The organism is Dehalococcoidia bacterium, assembly GCA_035528575.1.
In the GTDB taxonomy this organism is placed as follows: Bacteria; Chloroflexota; Dehalococcoidia; order E44-bin15; family E44-bin15; genus DATKYK01.
Window position 1 is genome coordinate 49580 of record DATKYK010000029.1, and the last position, 25768, is coordinate 75347.

Genomic DNA, 25768 nt, shown 5'->3' on the forward strand with positions numbered 1-25768 from the left:
AAAAATAAAATGAGCGCGAGCTTTATTGTGGATACCAATGTAGGCAAACTGGCACGCTGGCTCAGGATGCTGGGCTATGACACCCTTTTCATCAACGAAATCGATGACGATGAGCTTATAGCCATCGGCCTAAAGGAGAAGAGGGTGCTACTCACCAGGGATACCCAGATCATGCTGCGGCGGGTGGTCACCAGCGGTCGGCTGAAGGCTATTCTCATCCAGAGCGATGACGTCAAGGAGCAATTGCGCCAGGTGGTGCGGATGATGAGGTTAGACCAGAAACGAAAATTCAGCCGCTGCGTGGAGTGCAACGAGCCGCTTGTCCCTAAAAGAAAGGATGAGGTACAACAACTGGTGCCCCCCTATGTCTTCAAGACACAGTCCAACTATTACCAGTGCCCCAGTTGCCAGAGGGTCTACTGGCGGGCCACTCACTGGCAGCGGATGAACCAGGAGCTGGAGGTGATCATGGGAGCGGAGTAATGAGGGAGCCGGCGCGCCAGTTCGCCGAGCGAGGGGTGGCAGAGATTAAGCGAACCGTCTTTCTGCTTCACCGCCCTTAGGAGCGTAACAATTGCTGGAAATGCTCTACCAAACGTTTCTACCGCCTTGCTAACACCTTAGGGTCTTCCGTATGTAGAGACTCCAGCTTTCTAGCCAGACGAACTCCTATTGGTCGAGAAGCCTCATCATTCTTGAACAAATAGTATTGCTTTTGCATTGACATATTGATTCCTTCTTCTTCCGTGAATAACACACCGCTTAGTTTCTGATAGCGCTTTGGGTCCGCCTCAATCTCTTGTCGGATATAGGTGAAGGCATCTCTCACGTCAATATGTCGTACTTGTATAGTGCTACTCCAATAAACTACTATATTTATTTCTCCATACGAAAAATGACTCAATTCGCCCCCAATTTTCGATATTATATCCTGTGCGCTATTAGATGCAACAAAACCTGCCTCCGATTTCTCCCAATTATCGTCTTCTTCATTCGGGCGTCTTCTTGTTACTTCAAAATAGACAGTCTGATGGTTGTAATCCGCTTTTACGTCTGGCCCCTTAGAGGAATATTCAATGTGGATTTGTGAAAATCCATTCCTGCTGAGAATGCGAGCGAATCGCCCCTCCTTCGTAATATCCAGGTACTCTTGTCGGGTAGCAACTCTTTCTGATAATATACGAACAAATGCATCTATGCCTTGGACACCACAGCTTTGAAGTTCCGTAACCAGTTCCTTTATACGTCTTATATCAAAATCTTCGTAGTCAGCTTGGACCATTTTAATAAACAACTTATTCATCATATGCCCCACGCCCTACGTAACTTGTAAGCGCTTTGGCAATGTTTAACCACACAAGGCCTCAGGCTTTGCCTTGCTTGAATTAGTACACCCTTTAGTGCTAACACGGTCAATTCGTGGAAGTAATCATGGCAGCGACAAAGCAGAAGATTTCAGCCACCGACAGCTGCAAGCAGGATCAAGAGTTCATCACCATCCTTCAACTCTGCATCAACGGAAGCCTGTCGTCTGTTGATGAAGAGACGAACGTGAGCGGCTACCTCGCCCTGCTTGGTGAACAGCCATCGCCTGAGTCCGGGAAATTGAGCCGTCAGGTTATTCAGGCAGTCAATGTTGTTATCTGCGGTAATCTCCACCACCTCTTGACCATCTGCGAATTGGCTCAGCAGCAACTGAAGCCTCACCGTGACGCTCATTTTTACCATTCCTTCAGAATCCGCACACGCTGCACTCAGGATTTCTGACCAGATCGACAACGGTAAACTCTATCGTCTCCCCGTTGAAATACAACATCTTGCCGGCAAGTAAGTCACCGAAGCCAGCAAGCAGTTTAAGCGCTTCCGTAACCTGTAAAGCGGCCATTAGAGCGGGCGCGACGCCGAAGGCCGGAACCGCCCCATCTTCTGCGGGAGCCTGCGGGAAGATGCAGGCAAAACACGGGGTCTTTCCGGGGATTATCGTGGTAATCTCGCCGAGCAGCCCGTTAATCCCGGCATGGATAAAGGGTATGCCAGCACCAACACACGCTGAGTTCAGAATAAACCTGGTCTCAAAATTGTCCATCCCATCTATCACCGCATGCGCTCCTTCGATGATGCCCCCCACATTGGAATGAGTGATCTTTTCAAAGATAGGGGTGACCTCCACCGAGGGGTTCAACTTGGCGAGCTTTCGCGCCGCTGAGAGCGTCTTCCTCTCACCTATATCCCCCTCCCAATGAAGAATTTGCCGGTTTAGATTGGAAAGCTCCACAAAGTCGCCGTCTACTATGGTTATGTGACCGATCCCGCCACAGGCCAAATACACGGAGGATGCGGTTCCCAGCCCACCAAGTCCCGCCACCACCACATGAGACCGCTTGAGTTTCCTCTGCCCCCTTTCGCCGAAGCCGGGGTATGAAATCTGGCGCCCGTATCTGATGAGATCGCTTTCAGTCAACATGAATCTTTTTCTCCGTTTCGTCATCGAGCCACCGGAGGTAATCTATATTTCCACCCACTATGGGTAAGGCTATGACCTCGGGTATCTCATAGCTATGATTCTCCTTTATCAACCCGATCAGCTCATCCAACAGCGCCTCCCTTGTCTTAACGATCAGCAGCACTTCATCGGCGGAATCCATCTTGCCATGCCACCAAAATATCGAATGCACCTCTGGCACGATGTTAACGCAGGCAGCCTTCCTCCCCTTAGCCAGGACATTGGCTATCTTCCACGCCTCCTCCGTGGTAGCTGCCATTATGAAAACGACCACGTAACCAGATTTTTCGCTTTGCACTTTCACTCCTACACATCAGTGGGGCTGGAGAGCTTCACCTGGCCCCATACTCCTATCCTGTCATCCTTAATGATCACCACCCCCCTCAGCCCCACAATGCCCCGGGCAAACGCTATACCATTGGGTATGTCACTCGCCTTTTTAACCGTATTGGCAGTAGCGGTAGCGGCAGCATCAGCCAGGGCAGTGGACGGTGAGAGCACGATAACCGCATCGGCCCGGCCTAAGCTGATAGAATGCCCCACTGTCCCCGAAGAGGTGCAAATCCCCAGAGGCGTCCCCTCAGGCTCAATCTCCAGGGCGAGCCCTCCCGAAAACGGTGAATCACCGGCATAAACCCCCACCGTCCTCCTCCTCTGTATGTGGAGGAAAATATCCCCCCCGTTCTCCACGATCACCTCCGGGGAGAGTTTCATTAACTCCCGGCCCACCCCCTCAGCAATGGCCCCGGCCACCGCCGCCATTGGACCTACCCCCGCCCTCTGTGCCGCCTCCGCCATCTCACGCACCATCTGAGGGGCATCCTCCGCCACAGGAATAGGCTCCATGGCAGTGAGGAAGTGGGGGTGAAGCTCGATGTATTGCTCCAGTGAGGTGCGGTATTCCACAATCGCCCTTAGCGCCTCCTCCCGGAGGTTTCTTTTCGCCCTGAGATAGAGGTCTGTTTCCTTCACCGCTACATGGAAGGAAGTTAGATCACCATCCCTGATCCAATTCCGGTAGGTCCTGGGCTGATCCACTAAAAATGAACCTCCATCGCCCTGGGTGGACAAGCCAGCACGCAAAGCTCGCAGGCGGTGCACTTTTCCTCATCGAAATTCACCATCCTGGTTTTAGGATCGATTGCCAGCGCCCCGGTGGGGCAAATAACCACACAGGCCCCACAATGAGTGCACCTGGCATCGTTGCGCATGATGTCCTGACCCAATGACTGAATCCCCACCCCCGCCTCCTGTAGATAGCGGATGCCCTTATCATAGTCGCCACGGTTCCCGGATAGCTCCAGCACCATAATCCCCTCCTCCTTTGGGGTCACCGACGCCTTCAGTATGTTGAGCACCAGGTCGTAGTCCCTGACCAACCGGTGGATTATCGGCTGGTCCACCATTCGAGACGGAAAGTGCAACACCACCCTTTTAGAAATAGTCATTTTTCAACCTCTCTTTACAGTCAAGTATCGCCTATAAAATATATCATCAACCTACTCGTGCTACTTCTTTTTTACACGGTTTGCGCTCAAGCTCCCTCTCATCCCGACAAAAAACTATTTGTGATAGCTCGGGCATAGAGAAAGTGTTAAGCCACCGCCTTCAATTGTATTTGCCACTTGTGGATGTCATCTTTGGCAAGCCTGAGGTATCGGGCGATGGTCCTGCAAGATGCTATAGTTATCCGCTTTTCCATATAGTTGACACCTATACAATACATCTCCACGGGTAACACTTTGTATCTAACTACTCCCCTATGGGCCGCTCCTTTAGAGGCTTGACGGTGATCCCCTCCTCAACACCGGGAAGCGGTGCTACCGGCTCGGTTAGCAGGAATTCCCCCCTCATCATCCAATCCTTGAGTATATTGGCGATCTCCACCGCCCTGGGGTAGCTCGAGAGCGATGCTGTGGGTACCTCCTTGCCCTGAAGCGATATCCTGCCGCTCCTGAGCTCGCCATAGCTAACCTCCCCGAGAATGTCAGGGCTCCGCTGCGGATAGGCGTCGCTGTAATCCACAATGGGGGCGAATATATCTTCTTCCTTTACCGCAGTGTAGCGCAGTATCTCCTCGGACAGGATGGGTATGGGGACGCCGATGCCCACGGTCAGGGTAGCACCGTAGCCAAGCATGCTAGTTCCCACCAGCCACCTGTGGTTCATTCGCTTCAGATCGCCGATCACCGCCAGCGTTCCCGCTCCTCTCCGGGGCACCCCGTCAGTGGAGCGCAGCGCATCAGGGCTATGCTGGGTACCATGCCAGGCGACATACCCCATGCCACCCCCCAGGAAAAGCCTCGTCCCGATACCAATAGTCTTATAGAACGGGTCGTTAAGCAGCGGGGAGAGTTGACCCGCTGAGCAGTAGTTGGCACTACCCAGTTTCGGCTTGAGCACCCCCATATATGTATAGATGGTCTTTTCTGAGAGATTCACCGCCACATTGTAGTTCTGGTAGGAGTTTCTCATGTTAAACAGAACCGCCTCATTGAGGTCTTTAATATTAATCCAGGTCTCCAGCCTTTTTCTGGGGTAGCAATCCGTGCCGTAGGCTGAGACCACCAGCCTCACATCCCTCCCAGCTACCAGTTCCTCAATGACATGCCCGCCGCCGTAATTAAAGGGGCCGGGGCGAACCCTGTTTCTGGGATCATCATCGGGGATGGCGGTCGCGCCCAGAAAAACGTCTACTGCGGCAACCCCGGTATAAACGGGAACATCATTGACGTAGGCTCTTCCGCCACCTACCTTTATCCTTGGCTTGGAGTGCCCCAGGTTGAAGTAGGCACTCGAGCCGCACATGGGACTGAAGGTGCCCGTGGTCACCACATCCACCTCCCTGGCAGCCTTCTCCACGCCTTTCTTCGCCACCAGACCGATGACCTCCTCGGCGGTTACCACTACCGCCTGGCCCTTGCCAATCTTTTCATTTATCTCCGCGATGGTCTTTGTCAATTCCCCCTCCTCTTTTGGTACTAACTAAAGCTGGAACCCATAACAGCCTCTTTAATCATCCGCGCGCCATCCCACGTTCGCCACCCCGCTTCTCAGGTTTCTCCTCATCCTTCTGAAGGCTGAGGGACTCCTCAATACGCCGCAGGCGCTCAGCCAGCCCGGACTGCTCAGCAATGATAAGCTTGAGTGCATCATTAACCGGGTCTGGCAATCTACCATGTTCCAGAGCCTCCGCTGGCCCCTCATCCCCCGTCACTGCACGCCCGGGAATCCCCACCACGGTTGCCCCAGGGGGCACGGACTGCACCACCACCGAGCCGGCGCCGACCCTCGCCCCATCCCCAATGGTAATTGCACCCAGTAATGTGGCCCCCGCTCCAACAACCACGTTGTTACCGAGGGTGGGGTGGCGTTTCCGCTTCTCATGGGTAGTTCCCCCCAGGACCACACCCTGATATAGCAGCACATCGTTGCCGATCTCCGAGGTCTCCCCGATGACCACGCCCATGCCATGGTCGATGAAGAACCTCCTGCCGATGGCGGCTCCGGGGTGAATCTCGATCCCGGTCCAGAAGCGACTTAATTGGGAGAGCAAGCGACCGGCGAGGCGGAGTCTATGCCGCCATAGGAAATGGGCGACCCGATGAAGCCATAAGGCATGTAGCCCTGGATAGCAGCAGATGACCTCCAGATAGCTTCTCGCCGCCGGGTCTTTATCAAGAACCGTCTTCAGGTCCTCCCCTAGTATACCTAAGGGATTAGGCAACTTCATTACCTCCAAAAAGTCCGGTGCTCAGATAGCGCTCCCCGCTATCGGGCAGGATCACTACGATAAGCCTGTCCTTGTTTTCCCTTCTTTTCGCCACCTCTATTGCAGCCCAGGTTGCCGCCCCCGACGAGATGCCCGCCAGTATCCCCTCCTCCCTGGCCAACCGCTCCGCCATCACCGCCGCATCTTCATCAGTGACCGCAATGATTTCATCAATGAGTGCCAAGTTAAGAACCTCAGGGACAAATCCTGCGCCGATGCCCTGAATCCGATGGGAGCCAGCCTTCCCCCCGGAGAGGACTGGCGAGCCCGCCGGCTCTACAGCAATGGCCCGAAAGCCCGGTTTTTTCTGCTTGATCACCTCGGCGGTCCCGGTGATCGTCCCGCCGGTACCCACGCCGGCAACAAGAATGTCCACCCGCCCCTCAGTATCCTTCCAGATCTCCTCGGCAGTGGTCTCGCGATGAACCCATGGGTTGGCGGGATTTCGGAACTGTTGGGGCATATAGGAATCGGGGATACTTTTCACCAGTCGCTCCGCTTCCCTGATCGCCCCGCTCATTCCCGCTGCTCCCGGCGTCAAGACCAACTCAGCCCCTAAGGCCTTGAGCAGCCTGCGGCGCTCCCGGGACATCGTGTCAGGCATGGTGAGGATCAATCGATAGCCCCTGGCGGCGCAGACAAAGGCCAGGGCGATCCCGGTATTGCCACTGGTGGGCTCGATGATAACAGTGCCCTCTTTGATCGCGCCTTCCCCTTCAGCGGCATTAATCATGGAGACACCGATCCTGTCCTTGATACTGCCGCAGGGGTTGAAAGCCTCCAGCTTGGCCACCACCTCTGCACCCAGCCCCTGGCTCACCCTGTTCAGCCTTACCAGAGGGGTATTCCCCACCAGCCCGGTAATACTGTTGGCAATCCCCGGCATTTATACTCCCACCGAATATGGATTATCATTTTAGCCCATATATCGTGTAGTAGCAACCCTACAAACAATAAAAAGAAAGGATACAATTCCAGCCCTGAGAATAACTATTGAATAATGGTTTAGTGGGTATTAATACAGGTTCAGTTTACGATACCTATACCACCATTTCCCCTGAGGAAGGACTTAAGATAGTCCACCATTAAGCCTTGGCCCGAATCCATAAGACCAGGTTTTAGCATTGCGCCCGAGCGAGACAGTGTCTTTCTCGCTGAGAATCGACCCACACGATAAATGCCTATAAAACCATCATAGTGCTGGCCAGGGTTAAAAAGACGTCGATTACAGTTACTATTCCAAAGTTCAGCAGGCTAATGAAATCCGTAGCTATCAGTCGAGCAGGAAAACCTCCGCATAGGTTGTAACTAACCTAGTCTGAAAGCGGTACTTTCCCTTTGCATTCAGGATAGCGGCTGCATACGTGGAATCTGCTACCGGCATTCGGGCCCTTTTTTGCTGTCATTACGACTGTGGCAGAGCCGCATTTTGGACACCTGATATCACCTGTCGTTACCGCAACTCGTTTGCGGTTGCGCAGACCATCGGCCAGGCTGTAAATCACCGGAATAACCACGAGGGTCAATAGTGTTGAAGTGAACAGACCACCGATCACTACCACGGCCAGCTCAGCAGCGATAATAGTGCCCTCTCCGACTCCAACAGCCAGTGGTACCATAGCTATCATTGTGGTTAACGCCGTCATCAGGATCGGTCGCAGCCTTGTTTGTCCGCCTTCAATCAGGGCATCGTAGGCGCTCATACCACTCTTCTGCAATTGTACCACCAAGGCAATGAGGACGATTGCGTTGGTGAGCACTATGCCCACGAGCATCAGTATACCCATCATTCCCGACATACCTAGGGTATAACCAGAAATCAGTAGACCCAAAATGGCGCCAATAGATGCCAGTGGCAGGCTGACCATGATAATAAGGGGATTCAGTATTGATCTCATTGAGATGACAAGTATCAGCAAGGCGATGAATATTGCGGCGATTATGGCGATGGCCATGCTGGAGAAGCCACTCGCCATCTCCTCAAATATCCCACCTATCTTTACATCTACGCCCTCAAGTCCGGGGGTAGCCAGTACCTCATCGATTGCCTCATTAACCTGGCTGTTAACTGCGCCCATATCCTTTTCATCAACGGTACCCGATATAGCGGCTGAGAACTGCAGATCATAGTGGCTGATATGGGTGGGACTCAGTGGCAGATCTACATCCGAGATATTACCCAAGGTTCCAAATACCGGAAAGCCCATCGGCAGCGCTTCTGTCAACGTTGTGGGATCATCGGCAAAATACAGCTCTCCGGAAATCCCCTTCAGCGTAATGCCATAGCTATCACTGTCTATGCTTACCATAACATCGTCAGAGCTAGTCCCCGATGTCAAGAGATACTTCTCTTTGTACGTTTCATTAATCTGCTCATCGCTCAGCCCCATGCCAATCATTTTGGATATATCTAGATCAATGACTAGTGTAGGCACAACCAAAGTGAGCTGGGTCTCGAGGTTCGATATACCCTCAATATCCAACAGCCTTTCATAAAGCAATTCAGCAGCCCGGTTTACCTCATCAGAGCTTTCTCCTACAACCGATAGATCGACACCAGCTGCGCCCATCATACCGGCGTCCGATTCCTCGCCAGTGAGAACCTTGACGAAATCGAATCCCACCCCCTCCCTTAAATCATCGAGGCCCTCATCTAGCGCAAGACGTTCCCTTTTCTCATCCGTATTCGGTTCTAGCATGATTGTGATCTCAGCGGTGTTGTCACCACCACCCTGCATTGTGCTTATGATGCCCATCAGCGATGATGACGTCCCTATAGTTGACCAGTAGTACTGCATGCCTTGAACCTGGTTATCGATTACTGACTCAACCTGTGCGACAACATCACTGGTGTCTTGGAGCTCAGTCCCGGGTAAAAGTTCAATCTCTACCATTAGCATAGGCATACCCATACTGGGTAAAAACGAAGTCCCGATCACAGGGATAAGCATAATACTGCCAATAAATAGAATGAAGGCGATTACCAGGGTGATGGCCCGGTGGCCCAGAGCCCACTTAAGCACAGAAACGTACCCTCTCTGATACCAGCTTTGACGTGGTTTGGTCTTCTCTTCGCCGACCCTATTTCTTTGTTTGCCAACGAACCACTTCGAGAAGGCGGGTACTACTATCAGCGCTACCAACAGTGAGGCTATCAATGCAAACGTTATTGTGAGAGCAAACGGAACGAAGAGCTCCCCCACGATGCCGCCAACAAAGGCCAGCGGCAGGAAAATGGCTACGGTAGCTAGAGTAGCGGATGTGATCGGGGCTGCTACCTCTCTCGAGCCGCCAATTGCAGCTGCTCGAAAGTCCTCCCCGGCCTTCATACGGCGATATATAACCTCCGTGACCACTATGCTGTTATCAATCAGACGACCAACAGCAATCGCCATAGCACTCAGGGTCAGGAGATTAATGGTAATGCCGGCAAAGTACATGACCAGAAAACCGATCAATACACTCACTGGAATAGACATTGCTGTCACAAGCGAAGCGCGGAAAGCCATCAAGAAGAGAAAGACAATAAATATTGCCAAAATGAAGCCAATAATCGCCATCAGTAGCAACTGGCTTACGCTATCCTCAATGAACTCCGATTGGTCTAAAAGTGGAACGACTGTGATATCCCCTTGCAGATCCGCCTCGATCTCACGTGACTTTTCCATTACCGCATTTGCTGTGTCGACGGTATTTGCATCACTCTCTTTCATCACGAAGATCGCCACACTCGGCTCTCCGTTCGTTTGCGTGATAGCCTTGTTCGGAGATGGCCCGGTTTCCACACTGGCTATGTCGTCTAGGACTACACCGTCCACACCCATAGGTGCATTCCTGATAGCATCCAGGGAATCAAATTGCCCATTCATTCTGAGCAACGCTACCATCTGATACAAAGAGACATTTGATGCCACTAGCTGTTGAGGATCGGGTGAGATGATAACCCTTTCCTTATCACCACCCTCAACTTCCACACTGAAGACTCCCTCAACTTGTGCAAAAAACGGAATAAATTGATCCTCTGCAATATTTTTCAGCTCGTACTGGGAATAGTTACCACTGAGGCTCAGGATCACCAGGGGCATCTGGCTGAGGTCGATAGGTATAATCTGGGGATTACCTTCTAACTGCCGGACTTCATCAGGAAGATCGAGACCATCAATGGCTTCCGCTATGGCACTGTTCGTGTCATCCATATTGGTGCCGTATTCAAAAGTCATAAATAGAACAGAAATTCCACTTGCCGACGTAGAGGATATGTGCTTTAGACCCCGCCCTTCAAATCGCTCCCAGATGACATCTTCAATGGGCACCGTCACTTCGCTCACAACCGCTTCTGGTAAAGCATCCGGATAAACTGTTATTGCACTGATAAAGGGGAATTCGATGTTGGGTATCAGCTCCGTCTTAAGCTGAAAAGTGCCCCAGATTGCGGCACCCGTTAATAGGACTGCTAATAAGATCGTTAACAGGCGGCTGCGTATACCTAGCTTAGTTAGATACCACATACTCTCTCCCTTCAGGTCTTGGACTAGAACCACCCTTGGTAGCTTTGGTCATTACTGTAGACCTTCTTAAGTGCATATATTTCCCCATCCGGCGATAGTAGTAGTAAACATAAATGCGCACATTATGTAGTTATCCTCTATCACGCGGAAACACTTCGCATGTGGGTGCATGCTGTTGAAACCTAGCGTTCCGTCTCTTGCAAGCCCCTAACCACTTTCTCCATGAGCATTAAAAACATAGTCTGTTCCTCGGCCGTCAGCTGGGAAAGCATTTGCCGGAAACGCTGTACCATATATCTCTCAGTAGTCTGGTAAAGCTCCCGTCCACCATCTGTGAGAGCTACCCGAACAACCCTCCTATCTTCCGGGTCGGGTAACCTCTGTGCGTACCCGTTATCCACAAACCAGTCGACCATCCGCGTTGCACTGCTGAACGGCACCGATAGTGCATGGCTTAATTCACTCATTGTCATGTTAGTTACCCGATAGAGATTGAAGCTTATACGACAGAAAAGGTTGTAGTTTATGAAGCGATGAGGTTTATCTCCGATATGTATCCCATCAAGCAGATATTGCAGTTTCTCAAGATCTTTGGGCAACATAGCATTGAACTTTATCTCTATCTGTAGCAAGTCCTGTACAAGACTAGCTATCCGGCCATCGTAAACCTGTTGCTGATAATCATCTGTCATTAAATTCCCCGTGAAATATTTCCATAATGGAATAATATTACGGTCCTGTTGAATTGTCAATCCCTGTTACCAGGAGTCTTATATTACCCTTTCTTGCGAAAAAGCCGAAAACAACATAAACTAATGATATCCAGTGGAGGTGGTCATATGCTAGAGGTGGAAGATTTAACCGTAGAGGTTGAGGGCAGGGAGGTAATTCATGACATTAGCCTCAATGTCGATGTTGGCGAGACCCTGGCTCTTTTCGGCCCTAATGGCAGCGGCAAGACCACATTGCTGATGGCGATTATGGGCTTCCCCCGCTACAAGGTAACCAGGGGACGCATCCTCTTCAATGGGGAGGATATTACCCATTTGCCGGTGGATGAGCGTTCCCGGATGGGTATCGGCATCCTCTTCCAGCGCCCTCCGGTGGTGCGCGGCGTGAAGATGAGGGATATGGTGCGGGCGTGCCTGGGCAGCAGGGAAGACGGTGCCGTTATCGAGCAGCTTGCCGAGCAGGCAAATATGGTAGAGCTCCTCGATCGAGATGTGAACTATGGGTTTTCCGGTGGCGAGATCAAGCGCTCGGAGCTACTACAGCTAATCGCCCAGAGCCCGGAATTCGTCCTGCTCGATGAGCCCGATTCCGGGGTCGACCTGGTGAACATCTCACTGGTCGGCGAGATGATCAACGAGCTTTTACAGAAGAACCGTATGCGCAGCAGAACCAGCTCCGGCCTGATCATTACCCACACCGGACACATCCTGGATTATGTCAATGCAGACCGGGCCTGTGTCCTGCTTAATGGCGGCATCTGGTGTCGCGGAAATCCGCAGGAGATTCTGACCAGCATAAAGAGTCATGGCTACGAAGGCTGTGCCGTATGTCAGAAATAAAACGCCCTCGAGAAACGGAGGAAAGAAAACACTCTCCCCCCGGGGATAGCATCGATCTAGATGCCTACTCCCAGGTAGCGGAGGAACATCCCTATCAAGAAGACCCCTCTCTCCTTCCGTCTCAAGACAAGGAGCGTATCCTGGGTTCGGGGGTGATGCTGGATGACCCGGCACAGCGCTCTGGTACCTTCCTCCAGATCGACCACTCGGTGGTTCACAGCAAAGCGGAGCAGGAAGGGCTGGAGCTCATGAGCACCGTTGCGGCGCTGGAGAAATACCCCTGGCTCCCGGATTACTGGTGGCAGGCAGTATCTCCCGGTGCCGATAAATTCACCGCCGAGGCGGAGCGCAACCAGCATCATGGCTATTTCATCCGCACGCTCCCCGGGGTAAAGGCCATACAGCCAGTCCAGGCCTGTCTTTATATCTCTCAGCATGGTCTGGCCCAGAACGTGCACAATGTCATTATCGCCGAGGAGGGCTCGGAGCTTCATATAATTACCGGCTGTGCCACCGCGAAGATGGAAAGGGAGGGCCTTCACATCGGGATTTCCGAGTTCTATGTGAAGAAAGGGGCCAAAATTACCTTCACCATGATCCACAACTGGGCGCCCAGGATGGCGGTGCGCCCCCGCAGCGGGATAATCGTTGAAGAGGGCGGCACATTCTTAAGCAACTACGTCTGTCTCAAGCCGGTACGCACCCTGCAGATGTACCCCAAGGCGCGATTAGTCGGGGAAAACGCCCTGATACGTTTCAACAGCGTTCTTGTTGCCGCTACGGGATCAACAATGGATGTCGGCTCCCGTGTCATCCTGGAGGCCAGGGGAAGCAGGGCGGAGATTGTATCGCGGGCGATCACCACCGGGGGGAGTATCATCGCCCGGGGTCACCTGGTAGGGCAGGTTCCCGATGTCAAGGGGCACCTGGAGTGCCGCGGCCTGATCCTATCGGAGGAGGGGGTAATTCACGCCATTCCCGAGCTTGAGGGATGGGTAGAAGGGGTAGACCTCTCTCACGAGGCAGCGGTGGGCAAGATTGCGGAGGAAGAGATAGAGTACCTCATGGCGCGGGGCCTCTCCCGGGACGAAGCTGTCGCGGTCATTATAAGGGGTTTCTTAAGCGTTGACATCGAGGGCTTACCGCCGGAGCTCAGCGCTCAAATGCAGCGCGCCATCGAGCTAAGCGAGCAGGAACTGCTATAACCTCAAGTAGTCATCAGTGTATTATTTCCGCGCATACGACTAAGCTAAAGATGGTATCTTAACTTGGACTTTGATTAATCATAGGCTATGACCATCAGATGGGCTTTCGCTGAAGATGCACACGCATTGGCTCGGGTCCATGTAGCCTCATGGCAAACGGCTTATCGTGGCATGATTCAAGAATTGGTGCTCAAGGATTTCACAATCGACAAATGGGAAGACCATTTTCAGAAGGCGATTACGGAAAAAACGGAAGAGATTGTGGTAACCGAAGAGCATGGTAATGTGCTCGGTTATACGATCATCGGGCCCAGTCGGGATGAAGACATAGGCAAAGAGAATTGTGGGGAGGTCTGGGGACTTTATATTTCACCAGATCATTGGAGGAAGGGTCTTGGCTCGCGACTTACGGAATGGGCTTTTAGTGAACTCCGATCCAGAGGTTACGACATAGTCACTTTGTGGGTCTTTCAAAGAAACGTAGCCGCAGTGAAGTTCTATGAGGCTATGGGTTTTGTCCTCGACGGCACCACCAAACATATAAGAGCCGATGCTCCATTGGCAGTTCGTTATCGCAAACGACTGAGTACCCGCTAAGAACTCGAGAGACCCCTTTCTCCTGTGGTAACTGCCCGTTATATAGCAGGGAGAGAAGTTTAAATAACACCGCCGTAAGATAAATCCCATTTGACCTGCCACCGTTTATGCTATATCCTAGTAATGACATGCCCAAGAAGCTCGAAAAAATGATTGTCGGTGTCGATCTAGGGGGCAGCAAGATAAATGCGATCCTGACGGACTACCGCGGCAACATTTTAAGAAAGGAGCTGAAGGACACCCTGGCCCAAGAGGGACCGGATGAGGTCATAACGCGGGTCATCGCGTGTATCAAGCAAGTAGCTTCCGGGGCGGACATAGCGAGCATAGGTATTGGTGCTGCCGGGGCCTGCGATGTAGCAACCGGCGTAATCACCCTCTCCCCGAACCTGCCAGGGTGGCATAACATCCCCTTAAAAGACATCCTCCAGCGAGAATTCGACCTTCCCGTCTACCTGGAAAATGATGCTACTGTCGCCGCATTAGGGGAGCACTACTTTGGCGGCGCAGTGGGCATCGCCAATCTGGTCTACTTGTGTGTAGGCACCGGGATCGGTGGTGGCATAATGATAGATGGTCAGCTATACCACGGCGCATCGGGCAGCGCCGGCGAGATCGGGCACATGACCATCGATATCAACGGCCCCCGTTGCAGCTGTGGCAACATAGGCTGCTGGGAGACCTTCGCATCCGGGACAGCCCTGGCCAGGGAGGCGGTGAAGCAGATCAAGGCCGGCGCCCAGACCAGTATATTGAATTTCGCCGATGGAGAGCTACAAAAGGTTAGCGCGCAACGCGTTTTTCTTGCGGCGCAGGAGGGCGACCCCCTGGCGAATGAATTGATATCGCAGACCGCCTATTATCTGGGGGTAGGGCTGGTTAATATCGTCAACATCTTCAACCCCCAGCTCATCCTCATCGGGGGTGGCCTATCTAGAATGGGTCGGCTGCTTCTCGAACCGGCCATAAAAGTGGTCAGGGATCGCGCCTATGAGCTGCCGGCTGCAGCAGTTCGTATTGAATTGGCCCGACTGGGGGCCGATGCCGAGGCCTTGGGGGGAGTGGCCCTGGTGCTACAATCAAGCTGAATCTAGGCTATGGCCCCCGATCCTAGCAATTCAGCGATATTTTCCCTGGTATAGCCCAGCCCCAGCATAATCTCATCGGTATGCTGGCCCGGCTTGGGGGCAACGCTTCTTACCTCTCCGGGGGTATCCGAAAGCTTGATGCCGATACCCACCTGCTTAACCCTACCCAGCGTTGGGTGTTCGATCTCCACCGCCATTTCGCGCTGAACCACCTGGGGGTCTTCGAAGACCTCATTAACGGATTTTACCGGGGCCACGCAGACGTCCTTTTGCCGCAGTAGCTCTACCCACTCATCCCTTGTCTTGGTGCGGAAGATCTTACGGAACTCGGCGCTAAGGTCATCCCACTTCGCCGTATCCCACTCGTAAGGAAGGAGGTCCTCACGACCAAGCAATTCACAGAGGTTAGCGTAGAACCATGGCTCCAGGGCAGCGATACTGACATACTTACCATCTTTGGTCTCGTAGACCCCATAAAATGGAGCGCCACCGATACTGAGTAGATCGCCACGTGTAGGTACCCTGCCGGTATCAAAATAGCCTGCAGCCTCTCCGTGCATAAGCGAAATGATGCCGTCTGTCATTGAGATGTCCACGTGCTGCCCCCTCCCGGTGCGCTCCCGGGCTATAAGTGCCAGCGTTATCCCCAGGGCTGCCTGCATGCTACCCCCCGAATAATCGCCGATCAGATTGAACATCATCACAGGAGGACCGCCACGGGGGCCGATCATGCTCTGGGCACCGGCCGTTGACATGTAGTTTATGTCATGCCCGGGAACCTGCGCATAGGGTCCATCCTGACCATAGCCGGTAATGGAACAGAGTATTATCCCTGGATTTATCTTGCTGATAGTATCGTAATCCGCACCCAGACGTTTCAACACCCCGGGTCGGAACTCCTCGACTACCACATCGGAATCCCTAACCAGTTTATAAAATACCTCGCGTGCCCCACCCATCTTCAGGTTCAAAACGATGCTGCGCTTGTTTCGCCCCTCGGCGTTAAATGCCCGCCTCCTTTCCTCCACCTCGGCTTCCATGGTTTCGATCACCTGGGAGGCGCGCCCGCCGCCGGCCTCGACCTTTATCACATCGGCCCCCATATCGGCAAGCAGCATGGTACAGTAGGGCCCCGGCCCCAGCCGGGTGAGGTCGATTATCTTAATCCCTTCCAGCGCCATTGTCATATTCATCCCTCCTAATTTTTAACCTAAATTTTCGAAAAGGAAGCTAGACTCATTAGCAGCGAGGCTAGCCCAGTATCTCACGCACCGCTGCCACTATCCGGGGCAGGGCATCCCCCGTCTTTTCCACGATGGCAAAATCGTCAATACTGGAGAAGTAGCTACCGGTGGCATTGACCTCTATCACCCTGGCGCCAGCCCTCTTGGCATAGCCGGGGAGAAGGGCGGCCGGGGTAACAACACCCGATGTACCCAGCGCTAGCATCACGTCGCAGGAACTGGCCGCTTGCTCCGCCCGTGGGAAATCCTGGACCGGCTCGCCGAAATGCACCACGTCGAAACGGGTAAGCCCGCCACACTGGCACCTAGGCATGAGCTGGGTAATATCTAAGCTCTCCTGCTTTTTAACCTCGTCAAGCTGTTTTACCATTGCGGGGAGATCCTCCCCCTTCTTCAGCTTGAAGGTCCGACCGCAGGTCAGGCATTTCAGCCGGTACATATTTCCGTGTACCTCTATGACTCTCGTGTTTCCCGCCTCACAGTGCAGATCGTCGATGTTCTGTGTGATGACAGTGCTGAGTATTCCCATCCGCTCCAGCTCGGCCAGGGCCAGATGGCCAGGATTGGGTCTGGCCCTCTCTAAAGTGTCGACCATCTCCTGAAGGAAAGCTCGACCCGCCTCGGTTATCTTTCCCAGTGTGGCGACACCATCGGTACCAAACGTGTCCGGGTCGTATCGGTCCCACAGCCCGCCGGGGTCTCTAAAGGTGGGAATCCCGCTCTCGGCGGAGATACCCGAACCGGTGAATGCCACCAGGTTACGCGCACTGGCGACAATGGATGTCACCTGGTGAAGCTGCTCTGTCATTTCAGCCCTCCTCAAATAAGCCTAACAGTTCCCGCTTGAGTGCCTCCATCCTCTGGCTGAACTGGGATTCAAGCTCCGTAGAAAGCATTGCCCAGGCTTCGCTGGACTTCAGGTTAATCGCCCCCACCGCAGTTCCCGCGATCCTCAATCGATGAAGCAGCTCCCTTTCGTCCTTCTCGATGCCTTCCTTTTCAATTTCGTATTTCTGCTGCTTAACATCCCGAAACTCCTGGAGAAGCCCCTTTATGTTCTCCGTTACCTCCATCACTTCACCCTTCCCCTTCAAGGTAACTAAACCCTCCAGCGCCCTTTCAATCAGATCGCCGCTTTCCAGGTCGACGGCCTCAACCAGCCTGGAAAGCGCCGCCCCCATCACGATGCCCCTTTCATCGCCGCTATACCGCCCCACCTCCTCCTTGAGCAGTTGCTTATGGCCATGGCCCATGTATCGCGCCGCGATTGCCCGCCCCAGGGTGGTGCATTCTGCCTCCTTACGCTCCCTCATCTCTTCAGGTGAGAGACTACCCAGCTTCTCAGCCTTTTCCATCGCCTTCTCAAAGGCGCTCTTCATCTCACCCACTTCTTTTCTAACTCCCTTTTTCTAATCCCACTACGCCACATAAAAAGCTAGATTAGTTGACGCCATTCAATTATACTATTCTTTGGCTCTACCAGCAAAATAGATACTAGCTATTCCAGGCTAAAGCAAAGAGTAGTATATAGCGAAAAGGGCGAAGATGAGACTGCTGGAAAATCTACACTGCTATATCTGGCCGGGGAAGGGCAATAACTGTAATAGCTATCTATTTACCCATGTGCTGCGCGGCGACCGTCCCCACGTCCTCATCGACCCGGGACATGTGCAAAATGAGCTTAACGAGCGCTGTCTGGACCAATTGCTCAGCACCATGGAGAGAGACGGCCTGAAGCCCGAGGACATCGGCCTGATCATCAATACCCACGCCCATCCCGACCACTACGAGGGGAATCAGCCTCTGGTGGACCGTAGCAGGGAGAAGGGTGGCAAGCCAGGCCATGCTCTCGTCACCCTTCACCAGGATGAGGATGGGTATCGCCGGGAAATGGGTGAAATCATGGCTAAGCTACTGGGACGTGGGATGGCATTCGAACCGGATTTCTACCTCAAAGAGGGTGACCTGAATCTAGGCAAGGAGAGTAAGCTAAATCTCCAGATTCTACATACCCCGGGTCACTCTCCAGGCTCCATAAGCCTTTACTGGCCCGATAACCGGGTGCTCATCACCGGAGACGTCCTTTTCTATGGCGGGGTGGGAAGGACAGACCTCCCCGGTGGGGATAGCAAGCTCTTAAAGCAGAGCATCGAGCGGCTATCGGAGCTGGATATCGAGTACGTGCTTCCCGGGCACAGCACACAGTTCGGCGCAATGATAAAGGGCGTTAACAACGTTAAGCAGAACTTCGCCTCCGTTAGATTAAGTTACTTCCCCATGCTATAATTGGGCAACGGTTGCGCAGATAAAATGGAAGCGATCAGACTTTATAGTGAGCCAAAGCTCAGGAATCCCTACATGGTAGCGGCATGGCCCGGTATGGGGGGCGTGGCGATCATCGCTGCACGGTATTTAACCGAGAAATGGGATGCCAAGGAAATCGGCAGCATCGCACCCGAAGGCTTCTTCGACCTGAGCGGCGTGCTTATCGAGGAAAGCATAGTACAGGATGTAGAATTCCCGGAGAACACATTCTATCTGTCAAGGGGTCACGGCAGGAGGGACTGGATAATCTTAATTGGCGAGGCACAGCCCCAGATGAATGGTTACCAGCTGGCAAATCTGGTTTTAGACGTGGCCCAGAGATTTGAGGTCAAAAGGCTCTATACCTTTGCTGCTGCACCCACACATATCTACCACACCAAGAAGCCGAGGGTGTTAGCAGTAGTCAACAAGCCCAGATTGATCCCCCGGCTGGAGAAATACGACGTGGCCCCTCTTAAGCAGGGTAGCATCAGTGGCATGAACGGGCTGCTGCTAGGGGCGGCGAAAAAAAGAAACATGGCTGGCATTTGCCTGCTGGGCGAGATACCCATTTACACCACCCACATCGCAAATCCCATGTCGTCCAGAGCGGTACTCCAGGTGCTGGCTCAAATGTCGAATTTGAAAATTGACCTGACGGACATCGATCGCTGGGCCAGAGAAACGGGTGAGCAAATAGAGGAAAAGATAAGTAATCTCAAGGAGTCTTTCGGGGAAGAGGCCAAAGAGCTCATCGACTATTTTGCGCGGTTAGCCGAGCAGACCAGCGAGGAGGAGCTTGGGCCGGAATACAAGACTGAGGAGCTTCTTAAGGAGATAGAGCGATTTCTCAAGGACAAAGGGGAGCAAAAAGAGGGCAATTAAACCAAGGGGATGGGTAGAGTAACGATCGAAATGGCGCTAAGGTGCCAGCATCTTGGCCAAACGTTTAGCCAAGGCAGCGATTGTCAGAATTTGCGGCATTCCAGATGCTGTGGGAAAAACACTGGCATCACAAACGAAAAGGTTATCTATCTTGGTATGCAGATTTTCGTCGACCACCTTTCCGATGGCGGCGGTTCCACCGGGATGACCGCCCTGCACCTTCGAAACCACGATGGACTTGCTATCCGCACCGGCTTTGACCAGTATCTCTTTCGATATCGCCGATCCCGCCCGCAGCCTTGTCCAGTCCCTTTCGGTCACCGGCTTTGAGACCGTTCCATCGGGGTAGACACGCCCCGCAGGCTCATCCGCAATCTTGGTCTGAATGCCGAGCAACCGGTTGGTGGGCAGGGCAAATCCCCTAACTCCAAGCTCCAAGAACCTGGTCAGCCTTGTCTGATTCATATATGAGGATATAATGAATCCCTTGCTCTTGTGAAATTCATAATCAACGAGCGCCATCAGCGGCTCATCGACCTGGTTGAGACCCTTCGTTACCCCATAGGTTTCCACCAGGAGATCAATGAAAAGGCCTTGGCCTGCGTCTTTGACTCCCGATTGCTGCAGGATCACAGGGGTTCCCAATCCCCCAGCGGCAAGGATGACCACATCCGATAGGATTTCAATCCGACCATGTGGCCCTGTTCCCCTGACACCTCTTGCTTTCCCATTTTCCACCAGAACCCGTTGAATCCTGGTATTATAGGCGATGTCGGCTCCATTTTGCCTCGCCTCTTCCAGGTAATCCAGGGCCGTCCACTTGGCACCATTCACACAGCCCATCGCGCAACCCCCGCACCTCTTGCATCTCTTAGGATTGATAAATTTGGGCATCGGCTCCATATGGTAACCCAGCTCCCGAGATACCTCAAGCATCCTTTTGGAGCCTTTCGACAATCGTCTCTCGTCGAAGGGAGCGACTCCCATTTCCTCCTCGCATTCTGCGAATTCTTCATCCAAGTTGATCCCAAAACCTGCCAGTTCTTCTTCCAGGCATCGAGTCGCGCAACCATTGGAAACGACCGTAGAGCCTCCCGCCATGAGGGCCCTCCACAGGATCACGCCCTCCCTCGACTTTCGGGGCGTCAAGGTCAACTTAGTTCCGTCGAAGTATCGCATAGATGTCCAGACGGTTCCGATCTTCTCCTCATACTTTCCCCTTTCTACTACTAGCACCTCCTTGCCCCTTTTGCTTAACTCCCTTGCCAGCGTAGCTCCGCCTGCTCCTGAACCTACGATGAGGAACTCATACCTTTTGTTATCCATATTGCTTTACCCCCACTCTTGAAATAAAGCATATCAGCACTAGGGCCGCCGCGTCAACTTCGGCTAACAGCGATTTATTCGATCTCCCGCCCCCACTTTCCCTGACGTTTATATCAGCTATCCACCCTCTCCAGTACCTCTTGCGTCCTGCGCAGCCAGTAGTCCATTCCCATTTCTTGCATCATCCCTTCGGCTTTTTTTAGGATTTCCAGTGCCTTTTCTTTCTGGCTCGTGTCACCGTAGAGCTCTCCGATGACAGAGTACGCTATGGCGCACCACGGTTTCATTTCCAGTTCACCCAGAACCTCTATAGAATGCAGCAAACTTGCTTCGGCCTGGGATGACTCTAAGACCTCAGCCCAGTTGTATGTCCTTGCCAGCCAGCCTAACCACCACGCTTCCCAAAACCTTGAACCTCTATCCTGTGACGCCTTCAAGGACTTCTCTAGGTAACTCTTGGCAGCCTCCAGGTTACCTTCATCGGTATAAACCACGCCCAACCAACCATAGGTCATCTGTGACATTAAATCAGGCATTGCTATGTCTTGGTAAACCTTCAGGCCTTTCTCCATATATTTGCGGGCAGTATCCAGCTCACCAAGCAGGTAATATGCAACTCCAAGCAAGACCCAAGATACTCCCAAGAGATAATAGCTTTGTACCTCCTCAGCGTATTTGATGGCGCTCTCGAGATGCTCAGCAGCCTTTCGGCTTTCACCTTTAGTAAGAAACAATATACCAATAAGTAATTGCACATTAGACAGAGTGAATGGATCATTGAGTTGCAGGGCAAAGCGGAGTCCCTTTTCGCAGTGCGCTGACCCTTGCTCGAAATCCCCCTGCATTCCAAGAGCAACCCCATAGTATGCCAGGAGCATAGAGTATGCATTGCTTCTGCCCAATGTCTCAATTTCGCCTTCTCTTCCGCTGCTCTCAAGCCGGGTTATGACCGTGGGTGCGACTTTAGCAATCTCTAAATACAGCCCATCAACGCTATAGGAAGAGCAGAGCGCAAACCCTATTTGTACTACTAGCTCGATGTCGTCAGTACCTTCTGCCGCATGAAAGGCAGTCTCGTGGTACTTTCGTGCCTGTACAGTGTTTCCCTCAAATGAATAGGCCACGCCCATGAAACCTGCAAGCCTGGCACGGCTCATGTCGTCCCCTAGTTCTCGGCACAGTTTCTCACCCTCCTGAAGGATTGCCAGTGAATCTTCGGGATGATAGCCCAGGCGAGACATGGAGGGCAGCATCGATAAGCGCACCTCTATACTTCTCCTCTTTCTCTGCTCGTTGTCAGGCAGTACGTTGAGAGCATCTATCGCTGCTTTGTAGGAATGGAAAGCCTCCCAGGGGGAGTTACTTCGCGTTGCCTTGTCACCTGATAACTTCAGATAACGGTAGGCCTTCTCGTGGTTCTCGCTCCTGGAGTAGTGCTGGGCCAGCACCTCGTATAATTCTTCCAGCCTGTCTGAGTACAGTTCCTCTATAGCCTGCCCTATCCTCTCATGTATCTCCTGCTTTTTCTTCTGGAGCAGGCTGTCGTATGCTACCTCCTGGGTTAGTGAGTGCCTGAAGATATAGGTCGCCCTCGGGAATATCCCTCGCTCATACAATAGCTCCGAGTCACGCAGCACAGAAAGATGGGGGGTCATCTCTGGCGTGGGTATGCCCGTCACCCGCTTTATCAACTCACAGCTAAACTCCCTCCCGATGGCAGAGCCCGTCTGAAGCACACTCTTTGCTCCATCGGGAAGAGAGTCAACCCTGGCCATGATTACTTCCTGGATAGTACTGGGGATAGCTACATCCTGTATATCCTTTGCCAGATAATACCCGCTGTCCTTCCACTCAATCATCCCTAAGTCTTTAAGTGATTTTATAAACTCCTCGACAAAGAAGGGGATGCCTTCTGTCTTATTCAGGATAAGCTCCTGGAGGTCTTCGCCCATAATGTCAGTTCCTAAGATGTATGATGCCATCGCCAGTGTCTCACGGTTAGAGAGGCGATTCAGATTCACCTGGTTGTGATATGACTTGCTGCCCCAGGTATGCACGAACTCAGGGCGGTAGGTGAATATCAGGAGCAACTGGGCCCCCGATATGGCATCCAACATGTCCTTGAAGGTTTCCTCTGAGCTCCTGTCAACCCAGTGGAGGTCTTCAACTGCCATGACTAAGGGGCGCATCTCAGAAGCTTTGAGCACGATTTTCTTGAGTGCCTCCAGGGTTTTATCCTTCCTCGCTTCAGGGCTCAAGTTCAGGGCATCTATACCACTAGCTTTGACCGACAGCATCTCCGATATAAAAGGGAGTGTCGATGCTTCATCAACTCCAATTCCCTTGAGACCTGTTTTCACCTTATCCCTGATTTGGTCATCGTAGTCAGCATCCCGAATGTCGAAGGTGGCCTTCAGCAGGTCTATAACAGGGTGATAGGCTACATTGGTGCTGTAGGAAAGGCATCTGCCCTCAATGAAGGTGACATCCTCATTAGCTATTGCCTTCCTGAACTCATAGAGCAGCCTGGATTTGCCCACCCCTGCCTCACCCATGATGGAAAACGCCTGTCCCCTGCCCGACCTGGCCCTGTCAAGGCCATCCAGCAACAGCTCAAGCTCACGCTCTCTGCCACGGAACGGTGTCAGGCCACGCTCTGCGCTTACATCGAACCTGGTTCTCCTGGTGCTGGGAGCTATAACACGATATGCCTTGACGGGCGCTTCCTTTCCTTTGACCTGCCTCTCCCCCAGCGCCTCAAATCTGAACAGGCCCTCGGTGAGCTTGAAGGTCTCCTCGGTGACATATACCGTCCCAGGCTCTGCAAGACCCTCCATCCTTGAGGCGAGATTCACTGTATCACCTACAGCGGTGAACTCTACACGCAAATCATTGCCCAGGCTTCCGACTACGACAGGGCCTATGTGTATGCCGATACGCATCCTCAAAGGTGAGCCAGTCTCTGCTTTCGTTCTATCACTGAATCTAGCTATCTCCCGCTGTATTGCCAGCGCTGAACGAATTGCCCTCTGGGGAGCGTCCTCAAGAGCTATGGGCGCTCCAAACAGAGCCATGACACCGTCACCCGTCATCTTATTCACAGTGCCCCCGAACTCGTTGACCTTATGTATCAGCATCTCGAAGACCTCGTCCATGAGGGAGTAGACCTTCTCAGGGCCGAGCTTCTCGGAGAGGATGCTGAACCCCTCTGCATCGCAGAACATGACTGTGACCTTCTTGCGCTCACCCTCTATCTTGCCCCTTTGTGCAAGTATCTTCTCGGTGAGACCACCAGGCAAGTAGCGCTGGATGTTCTCTAGCTTCTCTTCAAAGGAGAGCTCTACGGGGGGTGCCAGAGATGTAACGGCAAGGTCATGGCCGCACTCACCGCAGAATTTAAACTCAACTGGATTTGAAAAATTGCATTCTGGGCAAATGGTTTCTAGTCTGGCACCACATTGACCACAGAATTTCATGCCCACTGGGTTTTCAAGCTGGCACTTTGTGCATTTCATTTTCATTCAGGCTGTGCGAATTATATGCTGATTACTGGTGGGGCCATCGTAGACGATAGGGGAACTGTTGTCAATGGTTGCCTACAATTGCCGATGACAGGCATGGGTAACAAGGGGTAAGGGGCGAAACGACGAGGTATCGCTGGGCAAAAGGCCCTAATCATCTAGACCCGCTTTTTCTTGCGCCTTCAGCAAGTTGCTGGGCTAGGCATTCGTTTATCAATCGTCAGGACGTGATCGCTTTTTAGTTCTTCTCTATGCTGTCAGCAACAGATGAAATTCTCCGCGCCCTTCTCTTTCGCCCGGAGCTGAGAGAATACCGTAGCTTTCCATAGGCTCCTATTAACAGCAATGAATTCCTCAACCAATGGCCTTCCCAAGCCCACCGGCCGTAGCATTGCGGTGGCTCGTGGATTTTTCGGGGATGGGTCAAGTCTAACATCCCCGACTATGATTGCTTCCTCATCCCCCAGTTGCGCTATAACGGTCCCATCCGAATCGACTATAGTCGATAGGCCCGGAAACCTTGAATCCTGCTTCCAAAATGGTATCCCAGGCATTGGCCTCTGCCATCGGCCGCATTTGTTTCCCATGACCACAGGTACCCCGATAAGGCGCGCCATGCGACGAGCTCCTTCTCTTATTACATTGTTGTAGTATTCGATCTGCCTATGACGGAAAAAGAAGCTCTGCATTGGGGTTGGGGCTGAGAGGGGCATAAGCAGAAGGTCTGCCGATTGCTGGTGCATCATCTGCGGAATGTAGGAAGGGTAGTTTTCATAGCAGATACCCACTCCTAGCTTACCCAATTCGGTGTTTATCACGTGTGGGCCGGTGCCTCCCCTGAAAAAGTACGCCTCATAAGCAGCCGGCGTTTGTTTCCTCACCCGACCAGCTTCCTCCCCACTAGGGGTCGCTAGAACGAACGTATTAAAGAAATCTTCTCCTTCGGCTTCGAGGAAGCTGGTTCCCAACCAGACGACCAGCCTAGTGGAGTTCTCCCTGAGCCACTTGACGGTCGGCCCTTCTTTTGGTTCCGCCCCGTCCCATATTTCCGTGGTTAATATATAGACGGTGGGCATGAACTCGGGAAGTACGATGAGCTTGGCTCCCTCTTGCGCAGTCCGGTTAACTAATGACGTGGCGTGTTTGAGGTTACCATCAATTAGGCCGTTCTTCGACTCCATCTGCACCGCCGCCACCCGAACGGTTCTACCTTTTTCGTTTGACATATTTAACGTTCTACCCTT

The 25768-nt window shown here is 52.7% G+C and carries 24 protein-coding genes; 7 read left to right on the plus strand and 17 right to left on the minus strand.

Features of this window, described 5'->3' with window-relative positions:
- Positions 1–9: 9 nt before the first annotated feature.
- Complete coding sequence (locus tag VMX96_06890) at positions 10–483, plus strand: Mut7-C RNAse domain-containing protein (protein ID HUU63624.1); 474 nt, start codon at positions 10–12, stop codon at positions 481–483.
- A 118-nt stretch (positions 484–601) separates the two neighbouring features.
- Here VMX96_06890 and VMX96_06895 read toward each other — a convergent pair whose 3' ends face one another.
- The 11 genes from VMX96_06895 to VMX96_06945 all read right to left on the minus strand — a co-directional run bounded on the left by VMX96_06895 (position 602) and on the right by VMX96_06945 (position 11475).
- Positions 602–1306 carry a hypothetical protein gene (locus tag VMX96_06895; GenBank protein ID HUU63625.1) on the minus strand — a complete coding sequence of 235 codons (705 nt, stop codon included), beginning with the start codon at positions 1304–1306 and terminating at the stop codon, positions 602–604.
- A 149-nt stretch (positions 1307–1455) separates the two neighbouring features.
- Positions 1456–1728 (minus strand): hypothetical protein, encoded by a 273-nt coding sequence (locus VMX96_06900; GenBank protein HUU63626.1) that lies wholly within the window; start codon positions 1726–1728, stop codon positions 1456–1458.
- Positions 1729–1732: 4 nt separating this feature from the next.
- Complete coding sequence (locus VMX96_06905; GenBank protein ID HUU63627.1) at positions 1733–2464, minus strand: HesA/MoeB/ThiF family protein; 732 nt, start codon at positions 2462–2464, stop codon at positions 1733–1735.
- Positions 2454–2801 carry a divalent-cation tolerance protein CutA gene (gene cutA, locus VMX96_06910; protein ID HUU63628.1) on the minus strand — a complete coding sequence of 116 codons (348 nt, stop codon included), beginning with the start codon at positions 2799–2801 and terminating at the stop codon, positions 2454–2456. Before cutA ends, VMX96_06905 begins: the two co-directional genes overlap by 11 nt.
- Positions 2802–2809: 8 nt before the next feature.
- Entirely contained in the window at positions 2810–3541 is a 732-nt protein-coding gene (locus tag VMX96_06915) for a UPF0280 family protein (protein HUU63629.1), read from the minus strand.
- Positions 3541–3951, minus strand: coding sequence for an NIL domain-containing protein (locus VMX96_06920; protein HUU63630.1), 411 nt, complete (start codon positions 3949–3951; stop codon positions 3541–3543). Before VMX96_06920 ends, VMX96_06915 begins: the two co-directional genes overlap by 1 nt.
- Before the next feature lie 304 nt (positions 3952–4255).
- On the minus strand, positions 4256–5464 hold the full coding sequence (locus VMX96_06925; GenBank protein ID HUU63631.1) for a homocysteine biosynthesis protein: 1209 nt from the start codon (positions 5462–5464) through the stop codon (positions 4256–4258).
- A 55-nt stretch (positions 5465–5519) separates the two neighbouring features.
- Complete coding sequence (cysE, locus tag VMX96_06930; protein ID HUU63632.1) at positions 5520–6230, minus strand: serine O-acetyltransferase; 711 nt, start codon at positions 6228–6230, stop codon at positions 5520–5522.
- Positions 6223–7161 carry a cysteine synthase A gene (gene cysK, locus VMX96_06935; GenBank protein ID HUU63633.1) on the minus strand — a complete coding sequence of 313 codons (939 nt, stop codon included), beginning with the start codon at positions 7159–7161 and terminating at the stop codon, positions 6223–6225. Before cysK ends, cysE begins: the two co-directional genes overlap by 8 nt.
- Positions 7162–7588: 427 nt before the next feature.
- Positions 7589–10783, minus strand: a complete 3195-nt coding sequence (locus tag VMX96_06940; protein ID HUU63634.1) for an efflux RND transporter permease subunit — start codon at positions 10781–10783, stop codon at positions 7589–7591.
- Positions 10784–10965: 182 nt separating this feature from the next.
- Entirely contained in the window at positions 10966–11475 is a 510-nt protein-coding gene (locus VMX96_06945) for a MarR family transcriptional regulator (GenBank protein HUU63635.1), read from the minus strand.
- Between the two features lie 147 nt (positions 11476–11622).
- Here VMX96_06945 and VMX96_06950 point away from each other — a divergent pair, with 147 nt between their 5' ends.
- From VMX96_06950 to VMX96_06965, 4 genes are all read left to right on the plus strand, one after another.
- Positions 11623–12354, plus strand: coding sequence for an ABC transporter ATP-binding protein (locus VMX96_06950; protein HUU63636.1), 732 nt, complete (start codon positions 11623–11625; stop codon positions 12352–12354).
- Positions 12342–13559: a SufD family Fe-S cluster assembly protein gene (locus tag VMX96_06955; GenBank protein HUU63637.1), complete on the plus strand. Its 1218-nt coding sequence runs from the start codon at positions 12342–12344 to the stop codon at positions 13557–13559. Before VMX96_06950 ends, VMX96_06955 begins: the two co-directional genes overlap by 13 nt.
- 126 nt (positions 13560–13685) lie before the next feature.
- Positions 13686–14156, plus strand: a complete 471-nt coding sequence (locus VMX96_06960; protein ID HUU63638.1) for a GNAT family N-acetyltransferase — start codon at positions 13686–13688, stop codon at positions 14154–14156.
- 149 nt (positions 14157–14305) lie between these two features.
- Complete coding sequence (locus tag VMX96_06965; GenBank protein HUU63639.1) at positions 14306–15244, plus strand: ROK family protein; 939 nt, start codon at positions 14306–14308, stop codon at positions 15242–15244.
- 2 nt (positions 15245–15246) lie between these two features.
- On the opposite strand, the gene VMX96_06970 is transcribed toward VMX96_06965, so the two are convergent.
- The 3 genes from VMX96_06970 to VMX96_06980 form a co-directional block, all read right to left on the minus strand.
- Positions 15247–16431, minus strand: coding sequence for a CaiB/BaiF CoA-transferase family protein (locus tag VMX96_06970; protein HUU63640.1), 1185 nt, complete (start codon positions 16429–16431; stop codon positions 15247–15249).
- A 64-nt stretch (positions 16432–16495) separates the two neighbouring features.
- Positions 16496–17296 carry a Sir2 family NAD-dependent protein deacetylase gene (locus tag VMX96_06975; protein ID HUU63641.1) on the minus strand — a complete coding sequence of 267 codons (801 nt, stop codon included), beginning with the start codon at positions 17294–17296 and terminating at the stop codon, positions 16496–16498.
- Between the two features lies 1 nt (position 17297).
- Positions 17298–17867, minus strand: coding sequence for a hypothetical protein (locus tag VMX96_06980; GenBank protein ID HUU63642.1), 570 nt, complete (start codon positions 17865–17867; stop codon positions 17298–17300).
- Positions 17868–18033: 166 nt separating this feature from the next.
- On the opposite strand from VMX96_06980, the gene VMX96_06985 reads away from it, so the two are divergent.
- Positions 18034–18774 (plus strand): MBL fold metallo-hydrolase, encoded by a 741-nt coding sequence (locus tag VMX96_06985; protein ID HUU63643.1) that lies wholly within the window; start codon positions 18034–18036, stop codon positions 18772–18774.
- Between the two features lie 24 nt (positions 18775–18798).
- Positions 18799–19677: a PAC2 family protein gene (locus VMX96_06990; protein ID HUU63644.1), complete on the plus strand. Its 879-nt coding sequence runs from the start codon at positions 18799–18801 to the stop codon at positions 19675–19677.
- A 36-nt stretch (positions 19678–19713) separates the two neighbouring features.
- Here the strand turns inward: VMX96_06990 and VMX96_06995 are convergent, their stop codons facing one another.
- The 3 genes from VMX96_06995 to VMX96_07005 all read right to left on the minus strand — a co-directional run bounded on the left by VMX96_06995 (position 19714) and on the right by VMX96_07005 (position 25750).
- Positions 19714–21003 (minus strand): GMC family oxidoreductase, encoded by a 1290-nt coding sequence (locus VMX96_06995; protein ID HUU63645.1) that lies wholly within the window; start codon positions 21001–21003, stop codon positions 19714–19716.
- Between the two features lie 113 nt (positions 21004–21116).
- Positions 21117–24518 (minus strand): adenylate/guanylate cyclase domain-containing protein, encoded by a 3402-nt coding sequence (locus VMX96_07000; protein ID HUU63646.1) that lies wholly within the window; start codon positions 24516–24518, stop codon positions 21117–21119.
- Between the two features lie 263 nt (positions 24519–24781).
- Positions 24782–25750, minus strand: coding sequence for a carbon-nitrogen hydrolase family protein (locus tag VMX96_07005; protein HUU63647.1), 969 nt, complete (start codon positions 25748–25750; stop codon positions 24782–24784).
- Positions 25751–25768: the final 18 nt, after the last annotated feature.